This is a genomic window from Rhodococcus sp. IEGM 1318 (assembly GCF_033142465.1).
Classification (GTDB): Bacteria; Actinomycetota; Actinomycetes; order Mycobacteriales; family Mycobacteriaceae; genus Rhodococcus_F; species Rhodococcus_F qingshengii_B.
Genome location: NZ_JAWLSC010000009.1, coordinates 290,785 through 307,062 on the forward strand (window position 1 = coordinate 290,785; position 16,278 = coordinate 307,062).

Consider the following 16,278-nt stretch of genomic DNA (forward strand, 5'->3'; position numbering starts at 1 on the left):
CGTCAAAGTCATGGAAAGTACTGGAGCACTGCGCCCGTCCGTGCTCGATCCGACCATGCGGTTTCTCTCCAGAGCCGCCGATCACGGCGTTTTATGGATGGTTGTCGCCGCCTTGCTCGCGATGATCGGTGGCCGCCCCAGGAGGGCAGCGGCACGTGGGATGCTCGCACTTGCCGGTTCGAGCGCGCTGGCCAACGGCATACTCAAGCCCCTCTTCCCCCGGCGGCGCCCACCGGCACGCGTCTGGCTCAGCCCGAAGCGAGGCGTCGACATTCCGACCTCGTCCTCGTTCCCCTCCGGACATTCGTCATCAGCAGCGGCATTCACCGCGGCAGTGGCCATGGAATCCCCGGCGGCAGGCGCGGCCCTAGCACCACTGGCCGCAGCGGTCGCGTACTCACGCGTTCACAACGGAGTGCACTGGCCGTCCGATGTATTCGCCGGCCTCGCGGTTGGCGGCGCTATTGCTGCCGGCACACGACGTTGGTGGGCGGTGCGCGACGAAGAGCCCGCCCAACTCGGACCCGAGTGCGTAGTCCCCGCGCTCCCTCGAGGAGAAGGCTTGCTGGTCTTCACCAATCCGGGTTCAGGCTCCGAGGACGACGGGATCGTCGAATCGATTCGAGAATCACTACCGGCAGCGATCATCTACGAATTCGACGCCGACATCGACTTCGACATGCAGATCGACGCCAAGATCCCCGAACTCTCGCCGAAAGCGTTGGGAGTATGCGGGGGCGACGGAACAGTCGTCACGGTCGCGACCGCGGCAACAAAACACGAACTACCCCTTGCGGTTTTTCCCGGCGGAACCTTGAACCACTTCGCCCGCGACGTCGGGGCGGTGAACGTAGAGGAGACCGCACAGGCAGTCGAGTCAGGGCAGGCCGCATTTGTCGACCACGCGCTGGTGCGCACCGATTCCGGAGTGACTGCACGGTTTCTCAACACAGCCAGCCTCGGCGGATACCCGGACGCCGTGCGACTGCGGGAGAAGTGGGAACCGCGGTTCGGTAAGTGGCCGGCCGCGGGCGCCGCAATGATCCGGGTTCTCGCAGCGGCGGAGCCGATGACTGTCACAATCGACGGGAAGCGGAGCACCATCTGGATGCTGTTCGTCGGAAACGGGCGATACTCCCCCGCTGATCAGGTGCCGATGTCGCGTCCGGAGATGAACCGTGGACTACTCGACGTCCGCTACCTGCGCGCGGACAAGAAATTCTCGCGCTCACGCCTTCTGTTTGCGGCTGCCACAGGCACATTGGGCAGCTCGCGGGTCTACGTCCGCGAACTCGTCTCCTCGATGTCGGTTCGAGTGGCCGATTCACCGGTAGCCATCGCCACCGACGGTGAAGTGGTGGCAGACGCGCGCCGGTTCGATTTCGACACCGAACCGGGCACGGTGGCCGTCTACAGAATCACACAGTAACTCCCAGACCTGCAGTAACTCCCAGACCTACGCAGTAACTACGAGGGTGCGTCGCCGTTTGCCGGCGGCGCATCCTCAGCTGGTGCCGGAGCTGGAAGCATCTCTTCCAAAACCGTTCCAGCGATCCGTTTGAACGCGCGGCGTGGACGGTTGCTGTCGAGGACGGCAACCTCGAGCGCACTCACATCGAGTGTTCGCGGTTCCGCCTCAGTGGTTCCGGCCGGCGCCGGGCCACCCTTTTGAAGCGCCCCTACCGCGATCCGCACTGCGGATTCCAGGTCGAGGTCTCGCTGGTACGACTCACGCATCGCCGTCACGATCGGTTCGGTTGTACCGCCCATGACGACGAATTCCTGCTCGTCCGCGATGGAACCGTCGTACGTGATCCGGTAGAGCTGAGCCGGCGTACTGCTTCCGAAACGGCCGATCTCGGCAACGCAGATCTCGACCTCGTACGGCTTGGGTTGCTCGGTGAAGATCGTTCCCAAGGTCTGCGCGTACGCGTTGGCGAGGGAACGCCCCGTGACATCCCGACGGTCGTACGAGTACCCGCGCATGTCCGCGTGCACGATGCCCGCGCGGCGCAGATTCTCGAACTCGTTGTACTTGCCCACTGCAGCAAATCCGAGACGGTCGTACAGTTCGCTGACCTTGTGCAGCGCCCGCGACGGATTCTCAGCGACAAAGAGAACTCCGTCGCGGTAGGTGAGAACGACGACGCTGCGTCCGCGGGCAATTCCCTTGCGCGCCAATTCCGAACGATCGCGCATGATCTGTTCGGCTGATGCATAGTACGGCATCGTCATAGCGCAGACTCCCCTTCCGGACTCGCGGTCGCAGTGCGAGCCGCGACAATCTCCCTGGCGATCTCGGCAGCCCGCGTTGTCGACAACTCCACCGCGCCGGCGGAGGTGATGGTGACCGCTGTCGGATAGATCCCGCGTGTCAGATCGGGACCACCGGTAGCCGAATCGTCATCTGCTGCGTCGTACAGCGCTTCGACTGCAAACCGAAGCGCAGTGTCCTCGTCGATTCCCGGCGAATACAGTTTCTTGAGCGCCGATTTTGCGAACAGGGAACCCGACCCGACTGCGTGATATCCAGCGCGCTCCTCGTATCGCCCACCGACGACGTCGTAGGAGACGATCCGGCCGGCCGTTGACGGATCGACGGCGTCCAAGTCGTAACCCACCAGCAGCGGTACAACCGCCAATCCCTGCATCGCTGCTCCGAGATTCCCTCGAACCATCGACGAGAGTCGATTGGCCTTGCCGTCGAACGTGAGTGGGACGCCTTCGATCTTCTCGTAATGTTCGAGTTCGACTGCGAAGAGCCGGACCAGTTCGATTGCAATCCCGGCCGTACCAGCGATACCCGCAGCCGAGTAGTCGTCCGTGACGTACACCTTCTGCACGTCACGGCTGGCGATGAGATTGCCCATCGTCGCTCTACGATCACCCGCGAGCAGAACACCACCCGCATAGCTGATCGCGACGATGGTGGTGCCGTGCGGAGCTACGTCTCCCCCGCCCATGACAACACCTCCTGTGTCGGCGAAGCGGTTCTGCGGAAGATGCTCCGGTGCATGCACCCGAAGGTATTCCGAGAATGACGACAAATTCGAGCCGAAGCTCAACCGTGTGTCCCCGTCCGTGATCCGGGGCGCGCGATCCACCGTCACTGGCCGCCCTTCTGGACATAGGCACGGACGAAGTCCTCGGCGTTCTCTTCCAACACGTCGTCGATCTCGTCGAGCAGGTCGTCGGTTTCTGCAGCGAGCTTCTCGCGACGTTCCTGGCCGGCACTGCCGTCGCCACCAGTGGTTTCGTCGTCTTCGCCGCCACCGGCACGCTGCGTCTGTTCTTGAGCCATCGCCGTCGACCTCCTTGTGTGAAGGGAGCTCTCGCGAGCATCCTGTTCGGCCCAGCAGAGTCGGTAACTGATCCCGCTCGGACCTTCACCCTACCGAGCGGCACCGTCAGGTGTGGAGAGACGCGACGGCGAGCCGCATCGGCTGATTTCAGTGAGTGAGCTGATCAACCAATTCCGCGGCGCTGTCGACGGAGTCGAGCAACGCTCCGACGTGCGCTTTGGTACCTCGAAGCGGCTCGAGGGTGGGGATGCGGATCAACGACTCGCCGCCGAGATCGAAGATGACCGAATCCCAGCTCGCGGCGGCAATATCGGCACCGAATCGGCGTAAGCACTCGCCCCGGAAGTATGCGCGAGTGTCGGTGGGAGGGTTCGTGACCGCGTCGAGAACCTGCTGTTCAGTGACAAGCCGCTCCATGGAGCCGCGAGCAACCAGGCGGTTGTACAGCCCCTTGTCGAGCCGCACGTCGGAGTACTGCAGATCCACCAGATGCAACCGCGGCGCCGACCACGCGAGCCCCTCACGATTGCGGAAACCTTCGAGCAGACGAAGTTTGGCCGGCCAGTCGAGGATGTTCGCGCACTCCATGGGATCGCGCTCGAGGAGATCGAGAACCATCGCCCACTTGGCGACGATATCGTCCGCTCGCGGGTCACGATCGGCCTCGCGATCGAGGAACTTCGAGACACGTTCGAGGTAAATACGTTGCAGCGCAAGCCCTGTCAGTTCCCGACCGTCGGCCAGCGCTACGGTCTTGCGCAGAGTCGGGTCGTGGCTGATGTGGTGGACGGCGGTGACCGGACGTGCCAGTTGCAGATCGGTGAGGTCGACACCTGCCTCGATCAGGTCGAGTACCAGCGCCGTTGTTCCCACCTTGAGGTATGTCGACATCTCCGCGAGGTTCGCGTCGCCGATGATGACGTGCAGACGGCGGTACTTGTCCGCATCCGCGTGCGGTTCGTCGCGGGTGTTGATGATTCCGCGCTTGAGCGTGGTCTCGAGGCCGACTTCGACCTCGATGTAGTCGGATCGCTGCGAAAGCTGGAATCCGGCCTCGTCGCCGGACTGACCGAGACCCACACGACCGGAACCGCAGATCACCTGCCGGGACGCGAAGAACGGCGTCAAGCCGGTCACGATCGAGGCGAACGGGGTGTCGCGCGAGCACAGGTAATTCTCGTGCGTGCCGTACGAGGCACCTTTGCCGTCGACGTTGTTCTTGTACAGCTGTAGCCGTGGCGCACCCGGCACGCTGGATGCGTGCCGCGCAGCCGCTTCCATGACGCGTTCGCCGGCCTTGTCCCAGATCACGGCATCGAGCGGGTCGGCGACCTCGGGCGCCGAGTACTCCGGATGTGCATGGTCGACGTACAACCGAGCCCCGTTGGTGAGAATCATGTTCGCGGCGCCGATCTCGTCCGCGTCGATCACCGGTGCAGGACCGCTCATTCGCCCCAGATCGAAGCCTCGGGCATCTCGCAGCGGAGATTCGACCTCGTAATCCCAGCGTGTGCGCTTGGCCCGTGGCACGCCCGCTGCGGCGGCGTAGGCAAGCACCGCCTGGGTTGAAGTGAGAATCGGATTCGCCGACGGCTCACTGGGTGAAGATATTCCGTATTCGACCTCGACACCGATGATCCGCTGCATGACACAAGAGCCTATGTGATTGCGGCGCGGCGCCTACAGGCGTGGCACAGTTGGAGGAATGCACCAACCTCTCACCGCAGACCTGAATCCCGCGGACGAGGTAGTCGCCGTGTACGACCGGACGGGTAATCCGATCGGCCGAGCAACGCGTTCCGTCGTCTACTCGGGTGGGCTCTGGCACGCGAGCGCGGGCGTCCTGGTTCGCACCGGGGACGGCTCTCGCATCTACGTTCATCGGCGAACCGACACGAAAGCGGTGTTCGGGGGTTATCACGACTGTCTTGCCGGCGGTGTCGTGGATCCAGGTGAGACGCCGCAGGAAACTGCGATCCGTGAAGTCGGTGAAGAGCTCGGAATCTTCGGAACGACAGATCAGCCGCTCCAACTGACGGAGATCGCTCGAAAATCCTGGGACGGTGAGTGGGAGAACTCTCCGTTGCGCTGTCACCTGTTCGCGTTCGAACTCAGATACGACGGGCCGATGGCACATCAAACCAGCGAGATCGCCGAAGGTTGGTGGTGGACGCCGAAAGAACTCGGCGCCCACCTGCAGGATCCGTCGTGGCCGTTCGTTCCGGACTCACGCGCGCTGCTGGCCGACTATTGCTGGAGCTGAACACCACTGGAGTTTGAACACCACTGGGACTGTGATCAGCCCGGGGTGATCGCCGAGAGCCACGCCGCGAACGCACTGGGGTTGCGGGTCTGCGCGAGAACGCGTCCGGGGCCGGTGAAGTCGAAGACAAATCCTTCGCCGGACTTCATCGACTGAATGGTGCGTCCCTGAACGGCGCGCCGCATGTTGAAGTTCATCCCGAGGTCGTAGGCGACCACGTGACCGGTATCGATCGTAATTGTCTCGCCCGGCTGCAAGTCGATGACGTCGATCGCGCCGTAGACGGCCAGGACTACCTCACCGTCGCCACTTGCCCGCAGGCCGAATCCGCCCTCACCACCGAAGAGGTTGGACATGCCTCCCCATTTGGACTCGACCGTGACGCCGTAAGAGTTGGCCAACCATGTTCCACGGTTGAGGAAGAACGGGCGATCGGACGTGATGGTCAGTGGGATCAGATCGCCGGGAAGAACGCCCGTCACATCGACCCAACCACCTTGCGGCGGAGCAGTATACGTCGTGACGAAAAATGATTCTCCACTGAGCATCGACCGCTTGAGTCCCTGCAGGACGCCGCCCTGCGCCTTCGCTTCGAGAACTATGCCGGCGGAATGCGCGAGCATTGCCCCGCTCTCCACGCGCAGCGGTTCGCCGGGCGCGAGGTAGCAGCGAGCGACAGTGGACGACGGATTGTGTCGAAGATGTATCTGCACGGCGGGACTCTAAACCAGCGCGACCGACCGGTCCAATCGCAGCAAAGGGAACAGCAGCGACACACCGATCGGGCCGACGACTCTCGAGGAGTGGCCGGCCCGATCGGTGTTCGTTTTTCGCTACAGGTACTGGCCCGTGTTCGACTCCGTGTCGATCGCGCGGCTTGCACTGGCGTTCTTGCCCGTGACGAGAGTGCGGATGTAGACGATCCGCTCCCCCTTCTTGCCCGAAATACGTGCCCAGTCATCAGGATTGGTGGTGTTGGGCAGATCCTCGTTCTCGGCGAACTCGTCGACGATGGAATCGAAGAGGTGCTGCACACGCAGACCCGGAGCACCGGTGTCGAGTACCGACTTGATCGCGTACTTCTTGGCGCGGTCGACGATGTTCTGGATCATCGCACCCGAGTTGAAGTCCTTGAAGAACAGAACTTCCTTGTCACCGTTGGCGTACGTGACCTCGAGGAAACGATTCTCTTCGCTCTCCGCGTACATGCGATCGACGACGCGAACGATCATCGCCTTCAAGCATGCAGTGCGATCTCCACCGAACTCGGCTAGGTCGTCCGCATTGATCGGCAGACCGTCCACCAGGTACTTCGAGAAGATGTCCTGAGCAGATTCCGCGTCGGGACGCTCGATCTTGATCTTCACGTCCAGTCGGCCCGGACGCAGGATGGCCGGGTCGATCATGTCCTCACGGTTGGACGCACCGATGACGATGACGTTCTCGAGCCCTTCCACGCCGTCGATCTCGCTGAGCAACTGTGGAACGACCGTAGTCTCCACGTCGGAGGAGACTCCCGAACCACGAGTACGGAAGATCGAGTCCATCTCGTCGAAGAAGACGATCACCGGAGTGCCCTCGGACGCCTTCTCGCGAGCACGCTGGAAAATCATCCGAATGTGACGCTCGGTCTCGCCGACGAACTTGTTCAGCAGTTCCGGGCCTTTGATGTTCAGGAAGTAGGACTTGGCGTCCTTGCTGTCCTGACCGCGAGCTTCGGCGATCTTCTTGGCCAACGAGTTGGCGACTGCCTTGGCGATGAGCGTCTTACCGCAACCGGGCGGACCGTAGAGCAGTACACCCTTCGGCGGTCGCAGTGAGTACTCGTGGAACAGGTCCTTGTGCAGGAACGGAAGCTCGACGGCGTCACGGATCTGCTCGATCTGACGACCGAGACCACCGATGTCGTCGTAGTGAACATCCGGAACTTCCTCGAGAACCAGATCCTCGACCTCGGCCTTCGGGATGCGCTCGAAGGCGTATCCGGCCTTGGTGTCGACGAGCAACGAGTCACCGGGACGCAGTTTTCTGGTCGGAGAATCGGCGTCGTACGCGATGATGTCGGCTTCGGGATCGGCGAAGACGGCCGCCAACGGTGCTGCGAGCCAGACGATGCGCTCTTCGTCGGCATGCCCGACCACCAGCGCGCGCAGTCCGTCGTCGAGTACCTCACGGAGCGTGCTGATCTCGCCGACCTGCTCGTAGGTGCCCGCCTCGACGATGGTGAGTGCCTCGTTGAGGCGAACCGTCTGTCCGAGGGCAAGGGTGTCCGTGTCGATGTTCGGTGAGCACGTCAATCGCATCTTGCGACCGGACGTGAACACATCGACGGTCTTGTCCTCGTGTACCGAGAGAAGGACTCCGTAACCGCTCGGCGGCTGACCGAGTCTGTCGACTTCTTCACGAAGTGCGATGAGCTGCTGACGGGCCTCCTTGAGGGTGTCCATCAGCTTGCTGTTTCGGATGGACAGCGAGTCCACCTTCGACTCCAGCTCACGCACCTGCTCCGGCGATTGTGCGAGTTGTCGGCGCAGTACCTGTGCTTCCACTCGTAGCGCGTGGAGTTCTTCTGCTGCCGCAACCGAATCCGGGTTCTCTGTCGAGCTCATGTGCGTCTCCTCCCAGTGCGATCCATCAACGCTACCGGCATAAGGCCCCAACTGTCGCCAGACACGGTGCGCGAGTGCGAATTCACACCCGCACGGGGACCGCGCCGACTGGTCTCGAGCCAGATTTTGGTCATGTTAGCCTTGCCTACAAGATGGAGACAGCGCCTGTCTCTCTTTACAACGAAAGGTATCGCTGTGATCATCCGCAAGACTCTCATCAGCGCTTGTGCCGTCGCTGCCGTCCTGACCATGGGTGCATGCAGCTCGGACGACAACAAGGATTCGACGGCTGCCAGCTCGACCTCCGCCGCCGCCTCGAGCACCACGGCCAAGGCCTCGGCTTCCGCCACGACGTCAGCCGCGGCTGCCGCTGCAGCTCCGACAGCCGACGAACTCAACGCTTCGCTCGTCGCTCTGATCGATCCGGCCAAGCCGATCGAGGAGAAGACCACTCTGGTAGTCGACGGAACGAAGCGTCAGGCCAACATCGAGACGATGAGTGCTGCGCTGGGCGGTAACCCGGCCTACGCGATCACCTTCACCATGGACAACGTCAAGGTGGACGGTCAGACCGCAACCGCCGACGTCGCCGTCGTCAGCCCCCATGGCGCTGCTCCGGCACAGCCGTGGACCTGGGAGCTCGAAGACGGCTCCTGGAAGCTGTCCGACACCTCGGCTTGCGTTCTTCTGGAAATGGGCCGCGCTTCCTGCACCGCCTAATGTTCAGGCAACCGCATAAGTTTCAGGCAAGGCGAAGAGCGGCGATCCGGATACCGGATCGCCGCTCCTATTTGTTTGACTGTGATTACTTGGCTGCGGTATTCGAGCCCTTGCCCGCGCGCCGCTGGGGCTTAGGGGTGACAGTTCCTTCGGCCAGACGACGAGCGCTCACGAGGAACGCGGTGTGACCCTGCATCCGATGTTCGGGGCGCACTGCCAAACCTACGACGTGCCACCCGCGCACGATCGATTCCCACGACCGGGGCTCGGTCCAGCATTCCTGCTCGCGCATCGCCTCGACGACCTTCGAGAGCTGAGTAACGGTCGCGACGTAGACGATCAGAACGCCGCCAGGCACGAGCGCCTTCGAGACGGCGGGCAGGACGTCCCACGGAGCCAGCATGTCGAGTACGACGCGATCGACCTTGCCGCCGTGCGCTTCCGGATCGAACTCCGCGAGATCGGCGATGGTCAGTTCCCAGTTCGGGGGACGCTCCCCGAAGAAGGTCTCGACGTTGCGGACCGCGTGTTCGGCGTGATCGTCGCGGACCTCGTAGGAGATGACCTTGCCCTCGGGACCGACAGCGCGCAGCAGTGAACACGTCAGTGCACCGGAGCCGGCTCCTGCTTCGAGCACGCGCGCTCCGGGGAACACGTCGCCCTCGTGGACGATCTGAGCCGCGTCCTTCGGGTAAATGACCTGGGCACCGCGCGGCATGGAGAGCACGTAGTCGACCAATAGTGGGCGCAGTGCAAGATAGGGCGTGCCGTTGACCGACTTGACGACGCTGCCCTCGTCGGCACCGATCAGGTCGTTGTGAACGATTCCGCCCTTGTGGGTGTGGTACTCACGGTTCGCCTCGAGGACGATCGTGTAGTGGCGTCCCTTGCCGTCGGTCAGCTGGACTCGGTCGCCGACGCGGAAGGGCCCGGAAGGACGCTTTCCCGGCGCAGTGATGTCAACTTCTGGAAGCTCTTGTTCGGGAATCTCGGCGACAGCGGACTGCACAACCTCATCCACTTCGGTCGTGCCTTCTTCTGGTTGTAGCTCGTTCGCCATGCGCAGATGATCCCTGTTCGTTTGTTTCCGGTGTCCTCGCCACCGGCTCCGACGGAGTTGTCGGACCAACCGCATAGCCTGCCAGGTGTGAGCTCTGTCGAATTGCCAACCCCCACTCCAACGGGTGCAACATCACACGAGCGCCCGCGTAGTCGGCCGGCGCTCTCTCCGTCTCGGGCGGGTGACTACAAACAATGCCCCCTGCTCTATCGGTTTCGAGCAGTCGACAGAATTCCGGAAACACCAACCAGAGCCCAGGTCAGAGGCACCGTCGTACACGCGGCGCTGGAAGCGCTGTTTGCACTCCCGACCGGTCACCGGGTTCCCGATCGCGCAGCCGAACTCGTCCGCCCCGCGTGGGAACGTGTCAGTGCCGAGAGTCCCGAGGCTGCTGATCTGATTCCGGAGGACGAACTGGACGCGTTTCTCGGCGAAGTCGCCAAGCTGGTCGCGACGTACTACACACTCGAAGATCCCACTCGATTCGATGCCGAGGCGTGCGAGGTGTACGTCGAGACCGAATTGGACAACGGCGTTCGACTCCGCGGCTTCGTCGACCGGATCGACGTAGCGCCGACGGGTGAGGTGCGGGTCGTCGACTACAAGACCGGGAAGGCGCCCCGCGAGTTCACCGAATCCAAGGCGCTCTTCCAGATGAAGTTCTACGCGCTCGTACTGTTGCGCACTCGCGGAATCGTTCCCGCGCAACTGCGGCTGATCTATCTGGCCTCCGGCTCGATTCTCACGTACGCCCCGGATCACGACGAGCTGATCAGATTCGAACGAACCCTCTCCGCCATTTGGAAAGCGATCCTCGCAGCAGGTGCGACCGGAGACTTCAGACCCAAGCCTGGCAAACTGTGCGACTGGTGTGATCACAAATCACTGTGCCCCTCGTTCGGCGGAACACCTCCGCCGTATCCAGGCTGGCCGGATCTGTTGAGCACCGAACCTGTTGTCGCAAAGGAGAATTCATAACATGACGGACAGTTCGTACTACCGCTACCTCGGAACGACGGAGGAAGGGCACGAGCGGTTCGCGAGCACGCAGGCAACTGTCAGCATCTGGGGCCCGACGCTGCAGCACGGCGCTCCCCCGTCGGCGCTGTTGGTGCGAGCCCTCGAGCGGTGCGGTGCGCGCGACGAAACCCGTCTGACGCGCGTTGTCGTCGAGATTCTCGGACCGATTCCGATCGCCGACCTCGAAGTACGGTCATGGATCGAACGACCCGGTCGCCGAATCGAATTGATCGTTGCCGAGCTGTGGGCAACGACTGCCGACGGATCTGCACGCGCCGTTGCGCGCGGCACGGCCTGGCGGATGGAGACGGTGGATACCAGCGACGTCGTCCACGTAGTCGATCCCCCGCTCGAACCCCGCGAGAGTGGAACCCCGGGCGTCCTCGGCGGCCTCTGGAGCGTCGGCTACCTCAAGACCCTCGACTGGTCCTGGATTGCTCCGATCGGGTGCGTGGGAACCGGGAAGGTATGGGCGCGCCCCAAGCCCGAGCTGGTGGAGGGCGAAAAGATGTCTGCCCTCGAGCGTTTGTTCGCGGTGGCTGACATCTCCAACGGCGTGGGCGCCAAGCTCGACCCGGAGCACTGGACGTTCCTCAACACCGATCTCACGGTGCACATCTTCCGTGTGCCCGAGGGCGAGTGGGTCGGTGTTGCCGCCGAAACCACGACCGGTCCGGACGGCGTCGGCATGTGTGCGGGAGTGCTCTACGACGAGCAGGGTGCCGTCGGCCGTATCGCCCAGACTTTGCAGATTCGCGCCCGTTCCTGATTTCCAGGAACGGGCGCGAATGCGCGTAAATCTATTCAGACAGTGATCAGAAAGCGCGTACCGAGCGGATGTTCGACGCGAGGATGGCCTTGGCACCGAGTTCGGCCAAGGCATCCATCACCTGGTTGTGTCCCTTGATCGGAACCATGGCGCGAACCGCGACCCAGTCGGGATCGGCCAATGGCGAGAGCGTCGGTGACTCCATACCGGGGGTCATCTTGATGGCGTCGTCGAGGATGGTGCGCGGGCAGTCGTAGTCGATCATCAGGTTCTGCTGAGCGAAGACGATTCCGCGTACGCGTTCGATAAGCTGGTTGCGTGCGGGATCGTCCTGCGGAGCGCCGGTGCGCTCGATCAGGACACCCTCGGAATCGCAGAGCGATTCGCCGAAAGCCACGAGGTTGTGTTGACGGAGAGTACGACCCGATCCGACCACGTCGGCGATCGCGTCCGCGACACCGAGCTGAATCGAGATCTCCACGGCGCCGTCGAGACGGATGACGGTGGCGTCGAGCCCGCGATCTGTGAGGTCCTTGCGCACGAGGTTCGGGTACGACGTCGCAATGCGAAGGCCGGACAGATCCTCGACCGTCCAATCCTTGCCCGCCGGTGCTGCGTAGCGGAACGACGAACGGCCGAACCCCAGCGACAGACGCTCGGACACGGGAGCTCCCGAGTCGCCGGCGAGGTCGCGACCGGTGATGCCGAGATCCAGTTCACCGGAGCCGACGTAGATCGCAATGTCCTTGGGGCGCAAGAAAAAGAACTCGACCTGGTTGGCAGGATCGAGAACCGTCAGATCACGGGAATCAGTGCGTCGACGGTAGCCGGCCTCGCTGAGAATCTCGGCGGCTGACTCGGACAGTGAGCCTTTGTTGGGAACTGCTACGCGCAGCATGGTGGATGTCCTTTCGGAAGGTGTGGGTGACGTGAGACAACGTGAATCGGAAGCCCTGGACGAGCGAGATGGCGAACATCTCGCTGGTCAGCTCCGATCACAGATGTCGGTACACGTCCTCGAGGGTCAGTCCGCGACCGACCATCAACACCTGCGTCCAGTACAGCAGCTGGGAAATTTCCTCGGCTAGCTGCTCATCGCTCTGGTATTCCGCAGCGATCCACACTTCACCGGCTTCCTCGATGACCTTTTTGCCCTGCGCATGCACACCGGCGTCGAGGGCGGCGACAGTGCCGGATCCCTCGGGGCGAGTAGCAGCACGCTCGGTCAATTCGGCGAACAAGGATTCGAAGGTCTTCACGGGTAGACATTCTTTCACGAGGACGGAAGCGGTTTTCACACGCCCACGAACAGCGGTGTTCACAGCCCTGCGTCGAGGCTGCGCGAACTGACGAACCTGCGGGTCTGCCCGGTGATCGGATCCGGGTACTCCAGCGCCCGCGCCAACAATCGCAATGGCGTGGAAAAGTCACCGGGCACCGCGGGTAGGTACTGGGGGTAGTAATTGTCGCCGACGATCGGGATACCGAGGGAGTTCAGATGCAGGCGAAGCTGATGGGTCCGGCCGGTTCGTGGGAGCAACCTGTATCGCCCGAGCGTCCGGCCGGCCGAGTCGGTGATCACCTCGATCAGTTCGATCGACGTCTCACTGTTCGGCTCGCCCGCAATCTCGGTGGCCGTCATCTCGCCGTGAACCTTGTTGATGCGACTGCGCACCGTGTGAGGGAAAGTCAGTTCCGGATCGAAGCCTGCAATCGCCTCGTATTCCTTGACGATCCGCTGCTCGGCAAACAGTTCCTGGTACGGCCGTCGTAGGTCCGGTGTCACGGTGAACACGATGACCCCCGCCGTCATCCGGTCCAGGCGGTGAACTGGCGCAAGATCCGGAAGATCCAGATCACGACGCAGTCGCACGACCGCGCTTTCGACAATGTGTGCTCCCCGCGGAATGGTCGCCAGGAAGTGTGGTTTGTCGATCACGAGAATCGAGTCGTCGCGGTACAGGATCTCGATCTCGTGCGGAACCGGAATCTCGGGAGCTGGTTCGCGGTAGAAGTACACGAAACGGGTCGGCTGATAAGGCGTTTCGCCGGTGATCCTCCGCCCGTGCTCGTCGACGACATCACCGGCGTTCACAAGGTCCACCCACAGATCCCGCTCCCCCGGATTCTCGGCGACCAGGTGTTCGAGGACGGTACGCGCGGACGACTCGGCCGGCATCCGCAGCCGATCCGGCCCGAGACCGTTTCGGATCGGCAACGGAGCCTTGGGCACTGCTCAGTCCTGCTCGAGGTCTGGTGAACAACTTTCGCAGAGCAATTCGAGGGTGCGACCGTCACCGTCGATCCGATTGCGGAACCGCGGCGTCGGAGTACCGCAATCGACACAGACGCCGAGCGTCTTGGCTTCGGACGAGAACTCGATGTTCATCCGCTTGTCGAACACGTACAAGGAACCGTCCCAGAGACCGCGGTCGCCGAAAGTTTCGCCGTAACGGACGATTCCGCCGGCCAACTGGTAGACCTCGTCGAAGCCACGTGAGCGCATCAATGAAGACAACACCTCGCAGCGCACTCCCCCGGTGCAGTAGGTGACCACGGCTTTGCCCTTGAGATGGTCGTACTTGCCGCTGTCGAGTTCGTCGACGAAATCGCGAGTGGTGGCCACGTCCGGAACCACTGCATCTCGGAAGCGGCCGATCTCGGCTTCGAAAGCATTGCGCCCGTCGAAGAACACGACCTCGTCACCGCGGCTGTCGACGAGTTCGTGTAGTTCTTTGGGCGCCAGGTGAACTCCGCCGCCGACTACACCGTTCTCGTCGACTTTCAGCTCGTCGGGGGCACCGAACGTCACGATTTCCGAGCGAGCCTTCACGCTCAGGCGAGGGAAATCGTCACCGAGTCCGTCCGACCACTTGATGTCAGCGGTGCGGAACGGCTCGTAGCCACGCGTACCGCGGACGTAACGTTTGACGTCCTCGATGTCACCGCCGACCGTCGCATTTATCCCGTGAGGCGAGACGATGATCCGACCCGTCAAGTTGTTCGACTCCGCGAGGCTGTGCTGCCACAGCTTGATCGCTTCCGGGTCCGCCAAGGGCGTGAACTGGTAGAACAGAACAATTTTCGGAATAGCCACAGCAAATCCAGCCTAACGTGCCGCGCTCGAGTGAACGTCGTGAAGATCGTGAATGGACAAGTCCACCAGGGACTCTCGGAACACGCGGCCAGGACCGGCCGGGACGTCGACCTCACATGGAACGACGAGCACCGCGCAACCCGCGGCGCTGGCCGACGCCGTACCGGTCGGTGAGTCCTCGATCGCGAGGCACTGCGCCGGCTCGAGTCCGAGCAGGTGCGCGCCGCGCAGGTACGGATCCGCAGCCGGTTTTCCGTTGGGGACCTCGTCGCCGCACACCGAGTGGTCGAAGAACTCACGGCCGAGCATGCCGAGTGCCCGATCGACCAGAACTCGCTCGGTGTTGGTGACCAGTGCAGAACGCAGACCACCGTCGCGCACGGTCGACAGAGCATCGCGAGCGCCCGGTCGCCAGGTCACGCCGTCCTCGAACAGATCGCCGACGCGGGTGTACATCCAGTCCTTCGCCTCGCCGATGGCATCGGGATGCTTCTCCAAACCGAGCGCGTCGAACACCGTCGCCAGTGCGAAGGGGCTCGACGCACCGATGACGGCGATGCGAGTCGCTTCCGTCATCGGTCCGCCCAGGCGTAGGGACAGCTCACGAAGCGCGATGTCCCACAGCTTCTCCGAATCGAGCAGGGTGCCGTCCATGTCCCACAGGACTCCACCGAGGGTCGTTTCGGATACTTCGGTCAACAACTCAGACATTGAAATACTTTGCTTCCGGGTGGTGCAGGACAAAAGCGTCAGTGGACTGCTCGGGATGCAGCTGCAGTTCCTCGGACAATTCGACGCCGATTCGCTCGGGTTCGAGCAGCGCCACCAACTTGGCACGATCCTCGAGGTCCGGGCACGCGCCGTATCCGAACGAATAACGAGCGCCGCGGTACTCGAGATCGAAGTAACCGGCAACCTCGGTCGGGTCCTGCTCCGCGACGGTATGCCCCTCGGGGAGCACAAGCTCTTCACGAACGCGTCGATGCCAGTACTCGGCCAGAGATTCCGTGAGCTGGACGCCGATTCCGTGAACTTCGAGGTAATCACGGTACGAGTTCGACGCGAACAACTCGTTGGCGAAGTCCGCGATCGGCTGACCCATCGTCACCAACTGGAACGGAAGAACGTCCACCTGGCCGGTCGCTTCTGCTTCCTTGCGCGATCGCACGAAGTCAGCGATGCACAGGAAACGGTCGCGATGCTGACGCGGGTAGGTGAACCGGAACCGTTCAGGTGCATCCGGTTTCGGTTCGGTGAGCACGATGACGTCATCGCCCTCCGAGATCGCCGGGAAGTAGCCGTACACAACCGCGGCGTGCGCGAGGATGCCCTCGGACGTCAGCCGATCGAGCCAGTATCGAAGCCGCGGACGGCCTTCCGACTCGACCAGTTCCTCGTACGTCGGACCGTCGCCCTTGCGCTGACCGCGAAGGCCCCA

18 protein-coding genes are annotated in these 16,278 nt (G+C 62.7%); 5 read left to right on the forward strand and 13 right to left on the reverse strand.

Features of this window, described 5'->3' with window-relative positions; genetic code table 11:
• The first annotated feature begins 10 nt into the window (after positions 1 to 10).
• Entirely contained in the window at positions 11 to 1,429 is a 1,419-nt protein-coding gene (locus R4P65_RS21810; RefSeq protein WP_317828093.1) for a phosphatase PAP2 family protein, read from the forward strand.
• A gap of 38 nt (positions 1,430 to 1,467) precedes the next feature.
• On the opposite strand, the gene prcA is transcribed toward R4P65_RS21810, so the two are convergent.
• The 4 genes from prcA to dop all read right to left on the reverse strand — a co-directional run bounded on the left by prcA (position 1,468) and on the right by dop (position 4,949).
• A complete protein-coding gene (gene prcA, locus R4P65_RS21815; RefSeq protein WP_230815668.1) occupies positions 1,468 to 2,235 on the reverse strand; it encodes a proteasome subunit alpha in 768 nt (255 codons plus the stop codon).
• Positions 2,232 to 3,110 (reverse strand): proteasome subunit beta, encoded by an 879-nt coding sequence (prcB, locus tag R4P65_RS21820; RefSeq protein ID WP_230815669.1) that lies wholly within the window; start codon positions 3,108 to 3,110, stop codon positions 2,232 to 2,234. Before prcB ends, prcA begins: the two co-directional genes overlap by 4 nt.
• Positions 3,107 to 3,301 carry a ubiquitin-like protein Pup gene (locus tag R4P65_RS21825; protein WP_003944925.1) on the reverse strand — a complete coding sequence of 65 codons (195 nt, stop codon included), beginning with the start codon at positions 3,299 to 3,301 and terminating at the stop codon, positions 3,107 to 3,109. Before R4P65_RS21825 ends, prcB begins: the two co-directional genes overlap by 4 nt.
• A gap of 148 nt (positions 3,302 to 3,449) precedes the next feature.
• Entirely contained in the window at positions 3,450 to 4,949 is a 1,500-nt protein-coding gene (dop, locus tag R4P65_RS21830; RefSeq protein ID WP_019748516.1) for a depupylase/deamidase Dop, read from the reverse strand.
• 58 nt (positions 4,950 to 5,007) lie between these two features.
• Here dop and R4P65_RS21835 point away from each other — a divergent pair, with 58 nt between their 5' ends.
• The gene (locus R4P65_RS21835; protein WP_317828072.1) at positions 5,008 to 5,565 is read left to right on the forward strand and encodes an NUDIX hydrolase; all 558 of its coding nucleotides are present in this window, start codon (positions 5,008 to 5,010) and stop codon (positions 5,563 to 5,565) included.
• 35 nt (positions 5,566 to 5,600) lie between these two features.
• On the opposite strand, the gene R4P65_RS21840 is transcribed toward R4P65_RS21835, so the two are convergent.
• Both R4P65_RS21840 and arc read right to left on the reverse strand, forming a co-directional pair.
• Complete coding sequence (locus tag R4P65_RS21840; RefSeq protein ID WP_317828073.1) at positions 5,601 to 6,278, reverse strand: TIGR00266 family protein; 678 nt, start codon at positions 6,276 to 6,278, stop codon at positions 5,601 to 5,603.
• Positions 6,279 to 6,398: 120 nt separating this feature from the next.
• Positions 6,399 to 8,174 (reverse strand): proteasome ATPase, encoded by a 1,776-nt coding sequence (gene arc, locus R4P65_RS21845; protein WP_003944870.1) that lies wholly within the window; start codon positions 8,172 to 8,174, stop codon positions 6,399 to 6,401.
• A gap of 195 nt (positions 8,175 to 8,369) precedes the next feature.
• Here arc and R4P65_RS21850 point away from each other — a divergent pair, with 195 nt between their 5' ends.
• Positions 8,370 to 8,894 carry a hypothetical protein gene (locus R4P65_RS21850; protein ID WP_317828074.1) on the forward strand — a complete coding sequence of 175 codons (525 nt, stop codon included), beginning with the start codon at positions 8,370 to 8,372 and terminating at the stop codon, positions 8,892 to 8,894.
• Positions 8,895 to 8,979: 85 nt separating this feature from the next.
• Here R4P65_RS21850 and R4P65_RS21855 read toward each other — a convergent pair whose 3' ends face one another.
• A complete protein-coding gene (locus R4P65_RS21855; RefSeq protein WP_411742574.1) occupies positions 8,980 to 9,903 on the reverse strand; it encodes a tRNA (adenine-N1)-methyltransferase in 924 nt (307 codons plus the stop codon).
• A 138-nt stretch (positions 9,904 to 10,041) separates the two neighbouring features.
• Here R4P65_RS21855 and R4P65_RS21860 point away from each other — a divergent pair, with 138 nt between their 5' ends.
• Complete coding sequence (locus R4P65_RS21860) at positions 10,042 to 10,932, forward strand: RecB family exonuclease (protein WP_411742571.1); 891 nt, start codon at positions 10,042 to 10,044, stop codon at positions 10,930 to 10,932.
• Position 10,933: 1 nt separating this feature from the next.
• Positions 10,934 to 11,743, forward strand: a complete 810-nt coding sequence (locus R4P65_RS21865; RefSeq protein ID WP_317828075.1) for a thioesterase family protein — start codon at positions 10,934 to 10,936, stop codon at positions 11,741 to 11,743.
• A 46-nt stretch (positions 11,744 to 11,789) separates the two neighbouring features.
• Here the strand turns inward: R4P65_RS21865 and hisG are convergent, their stop codons facing one another.
• The 6 genes from hisG to R4P65_RS21895 form a co-directional block, all read right to left on the reverse strand.
• The gene (gene hisG, locus R4P65_RS21870) at positions 11,790 to 12,641 is read right to left on the reverse strand and encodes an ATP phosphoribosyltransferase (RefSeq protein ID WP_095970083.1); all 852 of its coding nucleotides are present in this window, start codon (positions 12,639 to 12,641) and stop codon (positions 11,790 to 11,792) included.
• 97 nt (positions 12,642 to 12,738) lie between these two features.
• Positions 12,739 to 13,002: a phosphoribosyl-ATP diphosphatase gene (locus tag R4P65_RS21875; protein ID WP_003944933.1), complete on the reverse strand. Its 264-nt coding sequence runs from the start codon at positions 13,000 to 13,002 to the stop codon at positions 12,739 to 12,741.
• A gap of 59 nt (positions 13,003 to 13,061) precedes the next feature.
• Positions 13,062 to 13,922, reverse strand: a complete 861-nt coding sequence (locus tag R4P65_RS21880) for a pseudouridine synthase (RefSeq protein ID WP_411742575.1) — start codon at positions 13,920 to 13,922, stop codon at positions 13,062 to 13,064.
• 57 nt (positions 13,923 to 13,979) lie between these two features.
• The gene (locus R4P65_RS21885) at positions 13,980 to 14,840 is read right to left on the reverse strand and encodes a rhodanese-related sulfurtransferase (protein WP_317828077.1); all 861 of its coding nucleotides are present in this window, start codon (positions 14,838 to 14,840) and stop codon (positions 13,980 to 13,982) included.
• Between the two features lie 12 nt (positions 14,841 to 14,852).
• The gene (locus tag R4P65_RS21890) at positions 14,853 to 15,551 is read right to left on the reverse strand and encodes an HAD family hydrolase (RefSeq protein WP_230815677.1); all 699 of its coding nucleotides are present in this window, start codon (positions 15,549 to 15,551) and stop codon (positions 14,853 to 14,855) included.
• The coding region (locus tag R4P65_RS21895; RefSeq protein WP_317828078.1) for a vitamin B12 dependent-methionine synthase activation domain-containing protein at positions 15,544 to 16,278 on the reverse strand (735 nt) is incomplete at its 5' end. The genes R4P65_RS21895 and R4P65_RS21890, both read right to left, overlap by 8 nt.